14 protein-coding genes are annotated in these 15463 nt (G+C 73.2%); 7 read left to right on the top strand and 7 right to left on the bottom strand.

Annotated elements, in window-relative coordinates; all coding sequences use genetic code 11:
- Nucleotides 1–69 precede the first annotated feature (69 nt).
- From Dvina_RS39695 to Dvina_RS39685, 3 genes are all read left to right on the top strand, one after another.
- Nucleotides 70–1272, top strand: a complete 1203-nt coding sequence (locus Dvina_RS39695; RefSeq protein ID WP_223095078.1) for an outer membrane protein assembly factor BamB family protein — start codon at nt 70–72, stop codon at nt 1270–1272.
- A gap of 161 nt (nt 1273–1433) precedes the next feature.
- Complete coding sequence (locus Dvina_RS39690) at nt 1434–2075, top strand: hypothetical protein (protein ID WP_223095076.1); 642 nt, start codon at nt 1434–1436, stop codon at nt 2073–2075.
- A gap of 4 nt (nt 2076–2079) precedes the next feature.
- Nucleotides 2080–2952, top strand: coding sequence for a TIGR03560 family F420-dependent LLM class oxidoreductase (locus Dvina_RS39685; protein WP_223095074.1), 873 nt, complete (start codon nt 2080–2082; stop codon nt 2950–2952).
- A 6-nt stretch (nt 2953–2958) separates the two neighbouring features.
- Here Dvina_RS39685 and Dvina_RS39680 read toward each other — a convergent pair whose 3' ends face one another.
- Nucleotides 2959–3849: an SAM-dependent methyltransferase gene (locus Dvina_RS39680; protein WP_223095072.1), complete on the bottom strand. Its 891-nt coding sequence runs from the start codon at nt 3847–3849 to the stop codon at nt 2959–2961.
- 179 nt (nt 3850–4028) lie between these two features.
- Here Dvina_RS39680 and Dvina_RS39675 point away from each other — a divergent pair, with 179 nt between their 5' ends.
- The 3 genes from Dvina_RS39675 to Dvina_RS39665 all read left to right on the top strand — a co-directional run bounded on the left by Dvina_RS39675 (nt 4029) and on the right by Dvina_RS39665 (nt 9599).
- On the top strand, nt 4029–5021 hold the full coding sequence (locus Dvina_RS39675) for a LacI family DNA-binding transcriptional regulator (protein WP_246655616.1): 993 nt from the start codon (nt 4029–4031) through the stop codon (nt 5019–5021).
- 164 nt (nt 5022–5185) lie between these two features.
- The gene (locus Dvina_RS39670; RefSeq protein ID WP_223095068.1) at nt 5186–7378 is read left to right on the top strand and encodes an RICIN domain-containing protein; all 2193 of its coding nucleotides are present in this window, start codon (nt 5186–5188) and stop codon (nt 7376–7378) included.
- 31 nt (nt 7379–7409) lie between these two features.
- The gene (locus tag Dvina_RS39665) at nt 7410–9599 is read left to right on the top strand and encodes a carbohydrate-binding protein (RefSeq protein ID WP_246655615.1); all 2190 of its coding nucleotides are present in this window, start codon (nt 7410–7412) and stop codon (nt 9597–9599) included.
- A gap of 73 nt (nt 9600–9672) precedes the next feature.
- On the opposite strand, the gene Dvina_RS39660 is transcribed toward Dvina_RS39665, so the two are convergent.
- The 5 genes from Dvina_RS39660 to Dvina_RS39640 form a co-directional block, all read right to left on the bottom strand.
- The gene (locus tag Dvina_RS39660; RefSeq protein ID WP_223095066.1) at nt 9673–10086 is read right to left on the bottom strand and encodes a TrmH family RNA methyltransferase; all 414 of its coding nucleotides are present in this window, start codon (nt 10084–10086) and stop codon (nt 9673–9675) included.
- A 160-nt stretch (nt 10087–10246) separates the two neighbouring features.
- The gene (locus tag Dvina_RS39655) at nt 10247–10669 is read right to left on the bottom strand and encodes a hypothetical protein (protein ID WP_223105964.1); all 423 of its coding nucleotides are present in this window, start codon (nt 10667–10669) and stop codon (nt 10247–10249) included.
- Nucleotides 10670–10677: 8 nt separating this feature from the next.
- Complete coding sequence (locus Dvina_RS39650) at nt 10678–11721, bottom strand: DNA polymerase III subunit beta family protein (protein ID WP_246655614.1); 1044 nt, start codon at nt 11719–11721, stop codon at nt 10678–10680.
- A 34-nt stretch (nt 11722–11755) separates the two neighbouring features.
- Nucleotides 11756–12757, bottom strand: coding sequence for a cobalamin B12-binding domain-containing protein (locus tag Dvina_RS39645; protein WP_223095064.1), 1002 nt, complete (start codon nt 12755–12757; stop codon nt 11756–11758).
- A 13-nt stretch (nt 12758–12770) separates the two neighbouring features.
- Entirely contained in the window at nt 12771–14264 is a 1494-nt protein-coding gene (locus Dvina_RS39640; protein WP_223095062.1) for a SpoIIE family protein phosphatase, read from the bottom strand.
- A 147-nt stretch (nt 14265–14411) separates the two neighbouring features.
- On the opposite strand from Dvina_RS39640, the gene Dvina_RS39635 reads away from it, so the two are divergent.
- Entirely contained in the window at nt 14412–14777 is a 366-nt protein-coding gene (locus tag Dvina_RS39635; RefSeq protein ID WP_223095060.1) for an STAS domain-containing protein, read from the top strand.
- Here the strand turns inward: Dvina_RS39635 and yczE are convergent.
- The gene (gene yczE, locus Dvina_RS39630) at nt 14737–15381 is read right to left on the bottom strand and encodes a membrane protein YczE (RefSeq protein WP_246655613.1); all 645 of its coding nucleotides are present in this window, start codon (nt 15379–15381) and stop codon (nt 14737–14739) included. The two genes, Dvina_RS39635 and yczE, sit on opposite strands and share 41 nt — an antisense overlap.
- Nucleotides 15382–15463: the final 82 nt, after the last annotated feature.

The following is a 15463-nucleotide window of genomic DNA, read 5'->3' as shown; positions in this document are numbered from 1 at the left end:
ACGGGATGCTGAACAACCGGCGCCCGCTCGGGGCAAGCTTGTCGTGCGTTGCCGAAACATACTGATGCGGTGATCGATCTCGACCTGCCGGGCCCGGCCGGACCGGCGCCGGCCCCGCCGCGGCCCGCCCGCCGCCGCCGGGCCCTGCCGGTGCTGCTGGCGCTCACGCTGCTGCTTGCCGGGGGCGCCCCGGGCACGCCATCGGCCCCGGCCGTCGTGCTGGAGGGCGACGGGATCGGTGACCTGCGGGCCGACGGCGACGCGCTGTTCCTGCTGATGCGCACGGCCGTGGCGGCGTACCGGATGCCGGGCGGCACCCGGCGCTGGAGCGTCCCGGCCGAGCCCGGCACCGAGCTCGTGACGGCGGCCGGGGGCCGGGTGGTCCTGGCCGGCTCGTCGGGGCTCGTCGGTCTCGACGCCGCGACGGGCGCCGAGGTCTGGCGGCGCGACGGGCTCGACCCGGCCGCCTCCTCCACCGCCCGTCTCGTGATCGCCCGCGCGAACGAGCGCCTGCTCGGGCTGGACATCGCGACGGGCGCGGTGCGCTGGGAGCTGGCCACGCCGTCGTTCCGGCGGGTGCTGCGGACCGCCGACGGCCGGTTCGAGATCGCCGACCTCGAGCCCGGCGGCCCGCTGCGCATCCGCGACGCCGATTCGGCCGCTGTCACCCGCACTGTCGCGCTGGCGGACCTCGGCCCGGTCGACGGCTTCGACATCTCCGGCGACCGGCTGCTGGCCTACCGCTTCGAGCGCAGCACGCTGCTGAACACCGAGGTCTTCGACCTGACGACCGGCCGCCGGCTGTGGCGGCACACCACGATGGCGGCCAGCGGCGGGCTGTGGTGGTGCGGGACGCTGCTGTGCACCGGCAGCGTCGGGCGGACCACCGTCGTCGACCCGGACACCGGCGCCGAGCGGTGGAGCCTCGCGGGCTGGTCCGACCTGGGCCCGTTCGACGCCGGGCACCTGTGGGCGACCGCGCCGACGCCGAACGCCGCCGACCCGGCCGTCGGTGCCGTCGTCGTGGACGCCGCGACGGGCCGGATCGTGCGGCGGTTCGGCGCGTGGGACGTGGTGGCCGCGCTGCCGGGCCGGGCCGCCCTGGTGACCGGCCGCAATCCCGGCGGCTCGCTCATCGCCCGGCTGGACCTGGTCACCGGCGCGGTGCGGGTGCTGGGCCGCACGGAGCACTGGCCGGCGCCGCCGCAGTGCATCGTGACCGCCGCGCTGGTGGCCTGCCATCGCGAGCGGGTGTCGGTGTGGCCGGCGTGAGCACGGGGCACACCCGATGGCGCTCGGGTCGACCTGGCCGCCGGACCGTCCGTTCCGGTGATCCGGCCGCACGTTGCGACGACCCCGAACGAGCGTTGGGTATTCGTCCGATGGCGCTGCGTCCGCTTCGGTCCTAGCGTTCGGGCTGGAGGTGGCGAGCGATGAGCCGGATGGGTCCGACCGCGTGGACGGCCGTGGTCGTGTCGGCCGTTGCGGCTTCGGTCGCGCTCGGCACGGCCGTCGCGGTCGCGGCGCAGCGTGAGACGTTCGCCGGTGCCGCATTCCCGGCCGTCGCGCGCAAGCAGGTGGCCTACGCGCCGCCGGTGCCGTCGCCGACCGTGACCGCGCCGCAGCCGGGGCGCACGGTGCAGGGCAGTGACGGCATGGTCGGTGAGAGCGGGGACAGCCACCCCTGTGTCTGGGTCGATCGGGAGCCCAAGAAACAGGCGCTGCCGTACCGCTGCCCGCTGGTCTGGAGCAGCCCCCGCACGAGCGCGGCGATGACGCGGGTCCCCGTGTTCCGCTCGCCGTGGCCGCAGGCCGAGGGCGCGGTCAACCAGCTGTACCGGGAAGCCGGTGAGCAGTACTTCCGCTGTCACACGCGCGGGGCGACCTTCGAGTTCCCGCCGCAGTACGGGCTGGGCGCGGCCCGGCACTCCTGGTGGGCACTCACCCAGGGCGATCAGCACTCCGGCGCCTGGGGCTTCGTTCCCGAGGTGTACTTCCTGGGCGGCGCCGACGACCAGCCGGACCCCGGGCTGCCGGTCTGCACCGACGCGGACGTGGCGCTCGCGGCAAGATGAGGTCATGCGACTTTCGATCTGGCCCGGTGCCGCGCAGCGGTACGACGAGATCCTCGAGGTGGCCGCGCACGCGGAGGCGACCGGGTGGGACGGCGTCTACGTGGCCGACCACTTCATGCCCAACGCGGTGCCCGGGCGCGACCCGCACGGGCCGACGCTCGAGTGCGCCACGCTGATCACCGCGCTCGGTGCCGCTGTGCCCCGGGTCCGGCTGGGGACGCTCGTCTACGGCAACACGTACCGCCACCCGGCCGTCCTCGCGAACATGGCGGCCACCCTCGACCACGTGACCGGCGGCCGGTTCACGCTCGGGGTCGGTGCGGGCTGGCAGCTCAACGAGCACGAGCAGTACGGGATCGAGCTGCCGCCGGTGAAGCAGCGGCTGGACCGGTTCGTCGAGGCGCTGGAGGTGCTGCACGGGCTGCTGCGCCGGCCGGTCACCAGCTTCGCCGGGGAGTATTACCGGCTCACCGACGCCGTGTGCGAGCCGAAGCCGGTGCAGTCGCCGCTGCCGATCCTGATCGGGGGCGGCGGCGAGAAGCGGATGCTCGGGATCGTCGCGAAGTACGCGGACGCGTGGAACACCTGGGGCAAGCCCGACCTGATCGCCCACAAGTCGGCGGTGCTCGACGAGTACTGCGCGCGCCAGGGTCGGGACCCGGCCACGATCGCCCGCACCGCCCAGGCGCTCGTCGTGGTCGACGGGCCCGTGCCGGACGTGGCGTTTCCGGTCGTCGGCGGCTCGCCCGACGCGCTGCGGGACGTCCTGGACGAGTACCGGAGCATCGGTCTGGAGGAGTTCATCGTCCCGGACGGCCTGCTGGGCAAGGGGCCGGCGCGGCTCAAGGCCATGGACGCCATCCGGGCACTGATCTAGTCGCGGCTAGTTGGCGCGCGCCCGGAACGCCAGGACGCGGTAGTCCAGCAGGCCGTTGAGCAGGCACCACTGCAGGGCGTCGCCGCCGGCCAGCATCTTCCAGTATTCGCCGGACAGCCGCAGCGGGCGCCCCGCCGCCACCAGCGCGGCGATGAACCGGTCCCGGGGCCGGCGCAGCTCCAGGTAGGGGGTCAGGTCGACCTGCTGGATCAGCTCCAGGCCGTGGTCGGCGGCCGCGGCCTGGACCTGCGCCACCGTCAGCAGCGATCCGACCCGCCACCCGTCGCGGAACTCGGCCAGCCGCCGCCCCCGCGGCCCGGTCGCCCCGGCCGCTTCCGGCGTCAGGAAGTCGTCGCACACCATGAGCCGCCCGCCCGGCCGCAGCACCCGCGCCGCCTCCCGGAAGTAACCGGAAGCGTCGGGGCTGTGCAGGAACGCCTCGATCGAGAACACCAGGTCCGCCGTGGCGTACAGATCCGCCGGCACCTCCAGGTAGTTCCCCTCCCGGCAGCGCACCCGATCCCCGAGCCCGGCCGCGTCGAGCAGCCGCGTCGCGCCCTCGGCCTGCTTCGGGCTGATCGTGAGCCCCACACCGCGGATCGGCGCGCGCCCGGCCAGATACATCAGGCTGGCCCCGAGCCCGCAGCCGAGATCGACGACAGTGGGCTGCCGGTCGGTGACGTCCGGTCGGCCCGCGGGCTGCGTCACATCGATGGGCAGCGCGGCGAGGATGAGCTCGTCGACGTAGTGGAACGACTCGGCCCGCGTCCGGACGCCGGGCGCCCAGACCGCGCGATGGATCGAGGCGCCGCCCTGACCGAGCCGGTCGAATGCGGCCGTGTTCTGGTCGTAGTACTTGCGAACGAGCTCAGCGTGCGCCGCGGTCGAAGAGGTCACACACCTTACTACTGCAAAAACGCCTGATCGGTTCAGGTGGCCGGGAAAATTGAGCATCCTCGTGGCGCCGCGGGCCCGGGCGGTGCGGGACAGCGGCGAGGGGGCCGCGCCGGGTACTGTGTTCGCCGATGAAACATGTTACTGAAACAACGTCCGACCGGCGCGTCACGATCCGCGACGTGGCCGCGCAGACCGGGCTGTCGATCGCGACGGTTTCGCGGGTGCTCAACGGGCGGGCCAACGTGGCCGCCGAGACCCGCGACCGGGTCCTGCAGGCGATGGGCGGCCTGGGCAACCGGGCGCCGCGGCGGCGGGGGGCGGGGGTCCCGAAGGCGGACAGCGGTGTGTACGTGCGCTGCCCGTACGTGCTGACCGACTACTTCGGGCTGATCGTCTCGGCCGTCACCGAGGCGCTCGACGCGCACGGCATGCACGCGATCGTGGACGCCGGAGAGTCGGCCTGGAGGCGCACCGACGTGCTGCTCACGCTCACCGCGTGGCCGCAGGTCACCGGCGCGATCCTGATCCTGCCGCCGGAGCCGCAGGAGGATCTGGAGCGGCTGCGCGACAGGGGCTTCCCGTTCGTGGTGCTCGACCCGCGTACGGCGCCGCCGCGCAACATCGCCGCCGTGTCGGCCGCCAACTTCGCCGGGGCCCGCCGGCTCATGAGCCACCTCGTCGAGCTGGGGCACCGCCGCGTCGGTGTGCTCGGCGGGCCGCTGGAGTGGCTGGCGATGGGCGACCGCGTGGCCGGATACGCCGCGCCCCTGGTCGCGGCCGGGATGTACCCCGAGCCGGACCTGCTGCGCACGGTCACCGACCCGACGGTGGACGCCGGCCGCGACCTGGCCGCGCAGCTGCTGGACCGCCCGGACCGCCCGACCGCGCTCGTGGCGTTCAACGACAAGATGGCCGTCGGCGCCCTGCAGGCCGCTGTCGCGCGGGGGCTGCGGGTGCCCGCGGACCTGTCGATCGCCGGGTTCGACGACATCGACGTCAGCCGGGCCACCAGCCCGATGCTGACCACGGTGCGCCAGCCGCTGGGGGAGATGGGGCGGATGGCGGTGTCACTGCTCAGCCGCATGCTGGCCGGGCAGGACCTGGACGCGCTGCACATCGAGCTCGCCACCGAGCTGGTGATCCGCGGCTCCACCGGCCCCGCCCCGGCGTAGCGCCGGCCCAAATCCCTACACGGCGAGTAGCGATTGACGTGTGTTTCAGAAAATGCTTCGGTCAAGAGTCGAAAAAAGTGACAGACATTCATTGACATGCGCAGCCGGCGGCGTGTTTCCTGGCGATACCCCACCCTCCGCCACAGGGACAAGGAAGCCCCCGCATGCACGCACCCAGACGAGTGCGGCGCTCGACGCTGCTCGCGATCGCGGTCACCGCCGCGGCCGTCGGCACAGTCGGCGCCGTGGCCATGACCGCCGCCTCCGCCGCCAGTACCGGGCAGATCACCAGCTCGGCCAACGGCAAGTGCCTCGACGTCACCGACGGGTCCACCGCTGACGGCAACCAGCCGCAGATGTGGACGTGTTACACCGGCAGCGCCAACCAGCGCTGGACCCTCGCCGACAACGGCTCCGTGCAGGGGCTCGGCAAGTGCCTCGACGTGGTCAACGGGGCCACCAACGACGGCGCCGTCGTGCACCTGTGGACCTGCTACGACTCGGTGGCCAGCCAGAAGTGGTCGCTGAACGCGGCCCACGACCTGATCAACACCAACTCCGGCAAGTGCCTGGACATCAAGGACAACAACCTCGCCGACGGGGCCAAGCTGCAGCTGTGGACCTGCGGCGGCGGCGCGAACCAGAAGTGGAACTTCTCCGGAGGGACGAGCCAGCCGACCGCGACCGCCACCGGCGTGCCGAACAACCCGAACAACCCCGACCTCGGCCCGAACGTCACGGTCTTCGACCCGTCGATGTCCCAGGCCACCATCCAGAGCAAGCTCACGAGCGTCTTCAACGGCCAGGTGAGCAACCAGTTCGGGGCCCAGCGCTACGCGCTGCTGTTCAAGCCCGGCACCTACAACGTCGACGCCAACGTCGGCTTCTACACCCAGGTCGCCGGGCTCGGCCTCACGCCTGACGCGGTCGTCATCAACGGCGCCGTGCACGCCGAGGCCGACTGGTGGCCGGACGGCTCGCAGAACGCGACCCAGAACTTCTGGCGCTCGGCCGAGAACCTGTCGGTCACACCGAACGGCGGGCTCGACCGGTGGGCCGTGTCGCAGGCGGCCCCCTACCGGCGGATGCACGTGCGCGGCAACCTGGCGCTGTCCGACGGCGGCTGGTCCTCGGGCGGGTTCATCGCCGACAGCAAGATCGACGGGCAGATCCAGTCGGGCACGCAGCAGCAGTGGCTGACCCGGAACTCGGCGATGGGCAGCTGGAACGGCTCCAACTGGAACCAGGTGTTCGTCGGGGCCACCGGCGCACCCGCCAACAGCTTCCCCAGCCCGCCGTACACGACCGTCGGCACGGCCCCGGTCGTGCGCGAGAAGCCGTTCCTGTACGTCGACGCGGCCGGCGCCTACCAGGTGTTCGTGCCCGCACTGCGCACCAACTCCGCCGGCGTGAGCTGGGCGAGCGGCAACCCGGCCGGGGCCAGCCTGCCGATCAGCCAGTTCCAGGTCATCAGGCCCGGCGACACCGCGGCGACGATGAACAACGCGCTCGCGGCCGGCAAGAACCTGCTCGTCACGCCGGGCGTGTACCACCTCGACCAGACGCTGAACGTGACCCGCGCCGACACCGTGATCCTCGGGCTGGGGCTGGCGACGCTCGTGCCCGACGGTGGCATCACCGCACTGCGCACCGCTGACGTGGACGGCGTCAAGCTCGCCGGCCTGCTCTTCGACGCCGGCTCGACGAACTCCGCGGTACTGGCGGAGATCGGCCCCTCCGGCTCGAGCGCGAGCCACGCGGCGAACCCGACGAGCCTCTCCGACGTGTTCTTCCGCATCGGTGGCGCCGGGGTCGGCAAGGCGACGGTCAGCCTGCGGATCAACAGCAACGACGTGATCGGCGACCACTCGTGGATCTGGCGGGCCGACCACGGCTCCGGCGTCGGCTGGACCAGCAACACCGCGCAGAACGGCCTGGTCGTCAACGGCAACAACGTGACGTTCTACGGCCTGTTCGTGGAGCACTTCCAGCAGTACCAGACCATCTGGAACGGCAACAACGGCCGGACGTACTTCTACCAGAACGAGATGCCGTACGACCCGCCGAACCAGGCCGCGTTCATGAACGGCAGCACGCAGGGCTGGGCCGCGTACAAGGTGGCCGACAGCGTCACCACCCACGAGGCGTGGGGCCTGGGCAGCTACTGCTACTTCAACGTCAACCCGGGCGTCGTCGCCGCGCACGCGTTCGAGGCGCCGGCCAAGGCGGGCGTCAGGTTCCACGACATGGTGACCGTGTCGCTCGGCGGCACCGGCACGATCTCGCACGTCATCAACAACACCGGCGCCGCGGTGAACTCCGGGCACCAGGTCGAGTACCTGGTGAGCGGTCCGTAACGGCGCCGGCCGACACGAAGGAAGCGACACCGTGCGACGCATCATCACGGTCACCTCGACCGCGCTGCTCGCCCTGATTGCCGGGGCCGCGCCCGCAACCGCGGCCCCGGCGCATCGGGCGCAGACAGTGACCGGCACCTACTCGACAGGTGCCGCGCAGGCCTGGCAACCACTGCCACCGGTCCGGGTCGGCGACGGCGCATCCACCGCCGCGGATGCAACGGTCGTCATCGATCCAAGCCAGGCGCGGCAGCGGTACAGCGGAATCGGCTTCTCGCTCGATGAGACGAGCGTGTCGAACCTCTGGAAACTCACCCCGCAGCAGCGCGAGGACGCGATCCGGCTCCTCGTCGACCCGCGGACCGGGGCGGGGCTCAGCCGGTTCCGCCTCACCATCGGCAGTCCCGACCTCATCGAGCACCTGCCGTTCTGGTCCGAGGACGACCTTCCGCCCGGCGTCACCGAGGACTTCGGGCTGCGGTACTTCTCCATCCAGCGCGACATCGACCTGCACATCGTCGACACCGTCAAGCTGATCCAGCGGTACAACCCGAGGGCCACGTTCTTCGCCTCCGCCTGGAGCGCGCCGGCGTGGATGAAGACCAACAACAGGTTCCTCGGCGAGGTCGCGCTGAAGCCCGGCAGCACCACCGACTACTACCAGGTCGGCAAGCTGCGCGACGACTGCATCGACGTGTTCGCCCGCTACTACGCGAAGTACGTCGAGGCGTACGCCCGCCAGGGCATCCGGGTCGACGCGCTCACGCTGCTCAACGAGCCCGGCATGGACGTGGTGTACCCGGCCATGGACATCAGCGTGGCGCAGCAGCAGCAGCTGGCCGTGGCGATGCGCCGGCACCTGCCGCGCGATGTCGACGTGTACATCCACGACTTCAACTTCTGGGACTGGAAGGACCCGAACAGCACCGAGACCAAGAACTACCACCGCGTCCTGGACGACCCGGCGGCGGCGCGGGCGGCCGACGCCATCGCCTTCCACCCGTACTGGGGCGACCCCACGGTCATGCGCGACGCCTACGAGCAGACCGGCAAGCCCGTCCACATGACCGAGACCAGTGACCTGTCGCCGGCCACGATCCTCAGCTACTTCCGGCTCGACGCGAGCTCCTACGTCATGTGGGCGCAGACGACCGACCAGGACGGCGGCACGCTGCACTGGACGCCGCTGCGGGACAACAACGTGGACTGGGACCAGATCGCGGCGACCACGAAGTGGCCGGACCGCCTGGTGAAGGTCGACACCGCGGCCCGCACCTACACGGTCCGCGACGAGCTCTACCTCATGGGCCAGTTCGCGAAGTACCTCACCCCGCGGCACACCCGCGTGGAGTCCAGCGCGGCCGACGGTGGCGTGAGCAACGTGGTGTACCGCGACGGCGACGACTTCGTGGCGGTGCTCGGCAACGCGAACGCGGCGGCCCGCAAGGTCCGCGTGGTGCTCGCCGGGCGGCAGTTCGTCGAAACGGTGCCCGCCGGCGCCTACGCGACGCTGCGCTGGAGGGCCGACGTCCCGTCAGCGCGCGGCAACCACGCGCCGAAGCTGGCCGCGGTGGCCGACGTCAGCGCGGACCAGTACACGACGACCACCTTCACACTCAAGGCCACCGACCGCGACCGCGACGCCCTGGCGTACTACGCGGTCGACCTGCCCGAAGGCGTCACCGTCGACGCCGCGACCGGCGCGGTGAGCCTGCACCCGACGACGGCCGGGACCCTGCACCTCAGGTTCCGGGTGACCGACGGCGCCGCGAGCGACGAGGTGACAGTGCGGGTCGACGTCGTGCCACACGGCGCCCCGATCGGCGAGAAGGTCGAGGCCGAGGCGTACACCGCGGAGCACGGCTGGACCGACGGCGGCGCCAACTTCGTCGAGAACAACCCGGCGGCCAGCGGTGGCCGGAACGTCGGCTGGACCGCGGCCGGCAACTGGCTGCAGTACCGCCTCGACGTGGCGGCGGCCGGGACCTACGACCTCGAGCTGCGGGTCGCCAACGGCAGCGGCGCCCCGGCGCCCGGCGCGATCACCTTCCGCGACGCGAACAACCAGGTCCTGTCCACCGTCGCCGTCCCGGACACCGGCGGCTGGGCCGCCTACCGGTCGGTCCACACCACAGTCACACTCCCGGCGGGCGACCAGCTCTTCACGGTGTACTGCGAGACGGGCGGCTTCAACCTGGACTACCTGCGCCTGAGCACCTGATCCTTCCCGGCAGCACCCGGGTCACGGCCGGCGCCCGCTCCACGGGGTGCCGGCCGTGGCTGTCGCCGCGCCACTACAGCAGGCCCGCGAGCCGGTACAGCACCAGGGAGCCCGCGACGGCGACGTTGAGGCTCGCACCGGTGCCCACCATCGGGATCTCGACCGCGCCGTCGAGGAGGTCGAGGGCCTCGGGCGGGATACCTGTCTGCTCGTGGCCGAGGACCATGACGGTGCGCCGGCGGGCGGCGGGGAGGTCGGCGAGGCGGACGGCCTCGTCGGCGAGCTCGACGCCGAGGATGCGGCTGCCGGCGGCGCGCTCGGACGCGAGCCAGCGCAGCGGGTCGCCGGTGCGGTGGACACAGGCGGGGTGGCGCAGCGTGTTGCCGCGGGCCACGGCCTCGTCGACCCAGGCCCAGGGCGGGACGGCGAGGCACGCGCCGACGGCGTCGCAGGTGCGCAGGAGGGTGCCGAGGTTCGCGCCGTGCATCGGCCACAGCGGTGCGGCGAGGAGGTGGCCCCAGCAACGGTGCCGGCGGGGGCGGCGGGCGGATCGGAGTTCTTTCGGGGTCCGCACTCGGATGGCGGTAGTGCTCACATGGGGCGTGCTTCTCGGCGCACGCGGGCCATCGACGGCGACAGGGCCGCTTTCAGGGTAGCAACCTGGCCTCCAGGTTGGAAATGCCGCCGCGGATCATCTCGCCGTACCCGTCGTCCGGCAGGTGATGCGCGGCGGCGCGGGCGGCGGCCAGGTGCTCGCGGGCCCGCTCGGGGTGCGCGAGGCGATGGTGTACGTCGGCCAGGTTGAGGTGCAGCGAGGGCAGGAACGCGCGCACCTGCAGTGCCGCGTAATACTGCTGCGCCCGCGCGTCGGTGAGCTCGGCGGCGGCGGCCAGGGCCCGCTCGTCCCACAGCAGCTCCGCCTCGGCGTCGTCCTGGAGGTCGGCCAGGTAGTGCGCGAGGCTGCACCGGTGCAGGGGGTCGCCCGCGGGCCCGATCTCGTCCCACAGCGCGGTGAGCACCGGCCGCCCGTCGCGCCCCTGCTGCACGGCGGCGCCGATGCGGGCCATCATGTCGTCGGTCACTGCGTCTCCTCACACGGCATGGCCAGGATGGTGAAGTCGCTGTCGTCGGCCGAGCGCACGACCGCCGGCTGCCCGGGCGGGCCGATCCGCAGCAGCACGTCGGGCCCGACACCGGCCGCGACCGCCGGCTGCAGGGTGGTGAACCGGAAGCTGACGGCCGAGGGCTCACCCCGCACGTCCGCCGGCACGTCGACGGCCGCTGCCGGCCGCGCGGACGACCGGACGCGCAGACCCTTGTCCACGAGCAGGTCCAGGCGGGCGGCGGGGTCGTCGCCGAGCGCGCGCAGCAGCGGCCGGCGCGCGGCCACCACTGTTGTCACCGGCTCGGGCAGCTGGCGCAGGACGACGCGGTAGTCCGGATACGGCTCGGCGATCGCCGGCAGCGGGCGCTCCCCGAGGTGCAGGGCCGGGCCGCCGAAGCGCAGCCGGACGACGTCCTGCGCGCCGAGCCAGGCCCGGTGGTGCCACAACTGCGCGGCCGCGACGACCGCCGACGCGTCGGCCCCGCGCCGGAGCTCGGGCCGCAGCGACCGGATCGCCAGCCGATAGCGGTCGGTCGCCACGAGCCGCAGCTCCCCGCCGGCCAGCTCCAGCAGGACACCCCCGAGCACCGGCACGTCACCTGTCGCGTCGGCCGCGCCGGCGACCTGACCTATCGCGTCGGCGAGCAGCCGGCCGGGCACCGTGACGCTGCTGCGCTGCCTGTCACGCAGGAGCGCCAGGGTGCTCGCCACCGTGGCGCGGGCCTCGGCGACCGCCCGCTCCATCGCCTCCAGGTGATCGGCCAGCAGTACCTCCGCCGCCCCCACCGGGCCGGCGAGCACCCGGCGGACGTCGGCGAGCGGCAGCCCGGCCGCGCGCAGCCGCCGGATCAGCACGACCTCGTCGACCTGGGCGGGCCGGTAGTACCGGTAGCCGGTCGCCGCGTCGACGAAGGCCGGGCGCACCAGGCCGCACTCGTCGTAGAAGCGCAGCGCGCTCGGCGTCACGCCCGCGGCCCGGGCGAACGCGCCGATGGTCAGCCGATCCTCGTACTCCACGCCCCTGATCCTGGACCTTCGACCAACCCGAAGGTCAAGGCAGCTGCGCGAGTCCGGCGGCGAGCATGCGGCCGGCGCGCGGGAAGTCGTAGAGGAGGGTGCGGTACCGGTGCAGCGGGATCTTGAGGCTGGTGGCGGGGACGCCCCGGCTCTGGAGCACCTCGGCGGTCCACGCCAGGAATCCGGTGAACAGCTCGGGGTCGTCGACGTAGACGGCGGCGGCGAGGAAGTCGACGATGTGGGTCAGGTCGGTCAGGGTGGCGTCGAGCTGGGCCGGGGAGTAGTCGCGCATCGGCGGGAACCGGCGCGCCAGCTCGGCCGCCGCCTCGTCCACCAGGTCGCCGCGCCGCTTGGTCAGGCCCGCGTACTCATCGTCGCCCAGATGCGCAAGCGTCGCGGGCGGCGGCCGGCGCAGCGCGGCCCGGTCGTCGAGGAGCGCGGCGGCGCCCGTCGCGTCCGGGGCCCAGCTCGCCCCGATCGCCCGGGCCCACCGGCCGTCGGGGCCGAAGCCGCGGCCGCCGACGATGATCGGCACGTCGGCCCGGCGGGCGGCCTGGACGGCCAGGTGCGCGGCCGGCAGCCGGGTGGACAGCGCGCAGCTGAGGGCGGCGGCGTCGACGTCCTGCTGGTGCACGTAGGTGACGAGGTGCGCGACCGGCACGCTCGCACCGAGGAACGTCACGCTCCAGCCGCGCAGCCGCAGCACCTCGGCGACGATCCGGGCCGGCAGCGCGTGCCACTCGCCGTCCAGGCAGGCGACGACCACCCGGCCGCGGGTCGCGGCGCGCCGGGGCGTGGCCGCGGCGAGCGCGGCGACGACCCGCTCGCTGATGTGGGTCGCCGCGTGTTCCTGGGCGATGCTCCACTCGTTGCGCTGCCACCACTCGCCGACCTGCCGCTGGGCCGGCGCGACCAGGTCGAGCAGCACCGCCTCGGCGTCGTGTCCACTGTGGAGCAGGCCGCCGGCGATGTCGATGGCGCCGTCCTCGTCGGCGGCGGCCAGGCACTGCACGTAGGCGTCGTAGGCGTCAGTCATCCGGCGACCGGGCTCACGAGGCGACTGTCGCCACCGGGCGCTGGACCGCGTACAGGTGGCGCGACGGCGTGCGGACCGGCTCGGCCCGCACGACGAGCGCGGCGATGTCGTCGTGGTCGCGGCCGCCCAGCCAGTCGGCGGTGACCTGCTCGACCCGCTCGGCCAGGGCGGGAGCCGGCATGGCGGCGCAGCCGGACACGGCGCCCGTGAGGCGGCGCAGCCCGTACATCTCGTCGCCGCGGTGGCCGCCGCGGGCCTCGGTGACGCCGTCGGTGTAGAGCAGGCAGCTCTCGCCGGCCGCCAGGTGGACCTCGCGCTGCCCGAAGACGGGCTCGTCGGTGACGCCGACGAGCATGCCGCGCAGGGCGAGCGTGTCGACGGTCCCGTCGCCGCGCAGGATCAATGGGGGAAGGTGGCCTCCGCCGGCCAGGGTGAGCCGCACGCCGCCGCCCGGGCGCGGGTGCGCGGTGCCGAGGATCATCGTGGCGAAGCGGCCGTCGTGTGCGCCTTCCAGCAGCATGTCGTTGAGCAGGTGCAGCAGCCGCTGCGGGTCGCCCTCGACGCGGCGCAGCGCGCGCAGGCTGTGCCGGACCTGGCCGGTGAGGACGGCCGCGTCGACGCCTTTGCCGGAGACGTCGCCGAGGTAGAAGACGGACCCACCGCCGGCGATCGGGTGCGCGCCGTAGAAGTCGCCGCCGATGCGCATCGCGGCGCGGGCCGGGCGGTAGGCGGTACCCCAGGCCAGGCCCTTCACCGGCGCCGGCGGCTCGGGCCGCAGGCTCTCCTGGAGGGTGACGGCCACGCGGGACTGGGCCGCGTACAGCTGCGCCGCCTCCAGCGCGGCCCCGACCCGGGCCGCGAACTCCTCCAGCAGCTCCACGCGGCCGTCGCCGAGTTCGGTGACGATGAGGGCGGCCGAGCGTCCGCTCGCGGCCTGGATCGGCACCACCCAGGCGGCCGGGTTCGCGTCCCCGCCGCCGAGATACGGCGTGCCGCCGGGCCAGAGGAACGGCTGGGCGACCGGATGGCCGTCGAGCGTGTCGCGCACGGCCCCGGGCAGATCCGCCAGCGTGGCCTGGTCCTGCCGGACCGCCTGGGCCCCGGCCGCGTGCCAGCAGCGGACCCGGCCGCGGCGCGTCGGGAGCACGAGCAGCGCGGCCGCGGCCAGCTCGCCGACGGCCAGCTCGACCGTCGCGCGGCACACCCGGGCGGCGTTGAGCTGCCCGCCGAGCCGCTGGGCGGTCGCGGCCAGGAACGCCGCGGCGCTGTCGACCCGATCGAGATACAGCGCCACCAGACCATCACCGAGCGTGACCTCGCGCCCGGTGAGCCCATCGGGCTTCGGACTTCCCGGACGGACGTCCGGCAGCATCGCGGACGCCGCGGGGTTCAGGTAGCGGACCGTCGCGGCACCGTCGCAGAGCAGCACGCCCTCGCCGACATGGTCGAGCAGGCGGAACAGTGCGGTATCGGGCACCGTGCCGACAGGTGCGGCCATCTCGCGCATTGGGTATATCCAATCAGTGGCCGGTCCCGTAACCCCGAGACTACGCCCATTGCCAGAGGACAACAAAGCTTTCGGCCTGCCGTGCGCGACCACGATCGCCGCCGTACGCTGGGACGACGCGTCGGAAGAAGATCGGAGACCATCGCGATGACAATCGGCGAAGAGCGCGATACGGCATCGCTGTCCGTCACGGCCGACGCGGCCGGCGGTGACACGGTCGTGCTCACCGTCAGCGGCGAGGTCGACTACGAAACCGCCCCGGAGCTGCGCGCCGCCGTCCTCGGCGCCATCGAGCCGCACCCGGCGGGCGTCGTACTGGACCTGGCCGGCCTGCGCTTCATGGACAGCTCCGGCCTGGGCGTGATCGTCGGCGGCTGGCAGCGCGCCCAGCAGGCCGACGTGCGCTACGTGCTGCGGCGGGTGCCCCCGGTGATCGCCGAGCAGTTCGAGATGACCGGGCTCGACAAGGTTTTCACGTTCGCGGACGATCAGGACGACGCGAGCGCGGCCTGACCTTCCCGAGCGCGAACAGCGGAATGGTGAGGTGGGTCAGCGGCCCGATCGCCACCGCGTAGAGCACGGTCCCGACGCCGACCGAGCCGCCGAGCAGCCAGCCCACGGCCAGCACCGTCACCTCGACGACGGTCCGGACGAGCCGGATCGAGTGCCCGCGGGCGGCGACCGCCGTCGTCAGCCCGTCGCGCGGCCCCGGCCCGAACCCGGCCCCGATGTACAGCCCAGTCGCGAACGCGTTCAGCGCAATGGCGGCCACCAGCATCGCCCCCTGCCACGCGAGCCGGTGCGGCGCCGGCACCAGCCACACGGTGAGGTTGATGCACAGCCCGACGAGCACGGCGTTGGCCAGCGTGCCGACGCCGAACCGGGCCCGCAGCGGCAGCCACAGCACCAGCACGCCGACGCTGGCCAGGATCGCCCAGGTGCCGACCTGGCCGCCGAACGTGCGGGCGAGGCCCTGGTGCAGCACGTCCCACGGGTCCACGCCGAGCCCGGCCTGCAGGATCAGGCCGCTGCTCAGGCCGTAGAGGACCAGCCCGCACAGCAGCATCGTCCAGCGCAGCAGCCGGCGGTCGTTGGGCAGGGGCAGGAGCAGGCGCATGATCTTGAGCCTGCCCGAGCCGGTCCGGCGCACCTAGGACCAATCGGGATTCGGTGGCTGTGCGTGACCCTTACGCCCGTCG

This window comes from Dactylosporangium vinaceum (assembly GCF_019904175.1).
Classification (GTDB): domain Bacteria; phylum Actinomycetota; class Actinomycetes; order Mycobacteriales; family Micromonosporaceae; genus Dactylosporangium; species Dactylosporangium vinaceum.
Note: the sequence above shows the minus strand (reverse complement) of the source record. Positions and strands in the feature narration are given on the sequence as shown.

Excerpts from the sequence above, each read along its gene's own strand:
- yczE (WP_246655613.1), bottom strand. The coding sequence starts at position 15,381 with ATGCGCCTGCTCCTGCCCCTGCCCAACGACCGCCGGCTGCTGCGCTGG.
- Dvina_RS39655 (WP_223105964.1), bottom strand. The coding sequence starts at position 10,669 with ATGATGGCCCGCATCGGCGCCGCCGTGCAGCAGGGGCGCGACGGGCGG.
- Dvina_RS39685 (WP_223095074.1), top strand. The coding sequence starts at position 2,080 with ATGCGACTTTCGATCTGGCCCGGTGCCGCGCAGCGGTACGACGAGATC.
- Dvina_RS39645 (WP_223095064.1), bottom strand. The coding sequence starts at position 12,757 with ATGACTGACGCCTACGACGCCTACGTGCAGTGCCTGGCCGCCGCCGAC.
- Dvina_RS39690 (WP_223095076.1), top strand. The coding sequence starts at position 1,434 with ATGAGCCGGATGGGTCCGACCGCGTGGACGGCCGTGGTCGTGTCGGCC.
- Dvina_RS39635 (WP_223095060.1), top strand. The coding sequence starts at position 14,412 with ATGACAATCGGCGAAGAGCGCGATACGGCATCGCTGTCCGTCACGGCC.
- Dvina_RS39640 (WP_223095062.1), bottom strand. The coding sequence starts at position 14,264 with ATGCGCGAGATGGCCGCACCTGTCGGCACGGTGCCCGATACCGCACTG.
- Dvina_RS39660 (WP_223095066.1), bottom strand. The coding sequence starts at position 10,086 with ATGCACGGCGCGAACCTCGGCACCCTCCTGCGCACCTGCGACGCCGTC.
- Dvina_RS39670 (WP_223095068.1), top strand. The coding sequence starts at position 5,186 with ATGCACGCACCCAGACGAGTGCGGCGCTCGACGCTGCTCGCGATCGCG.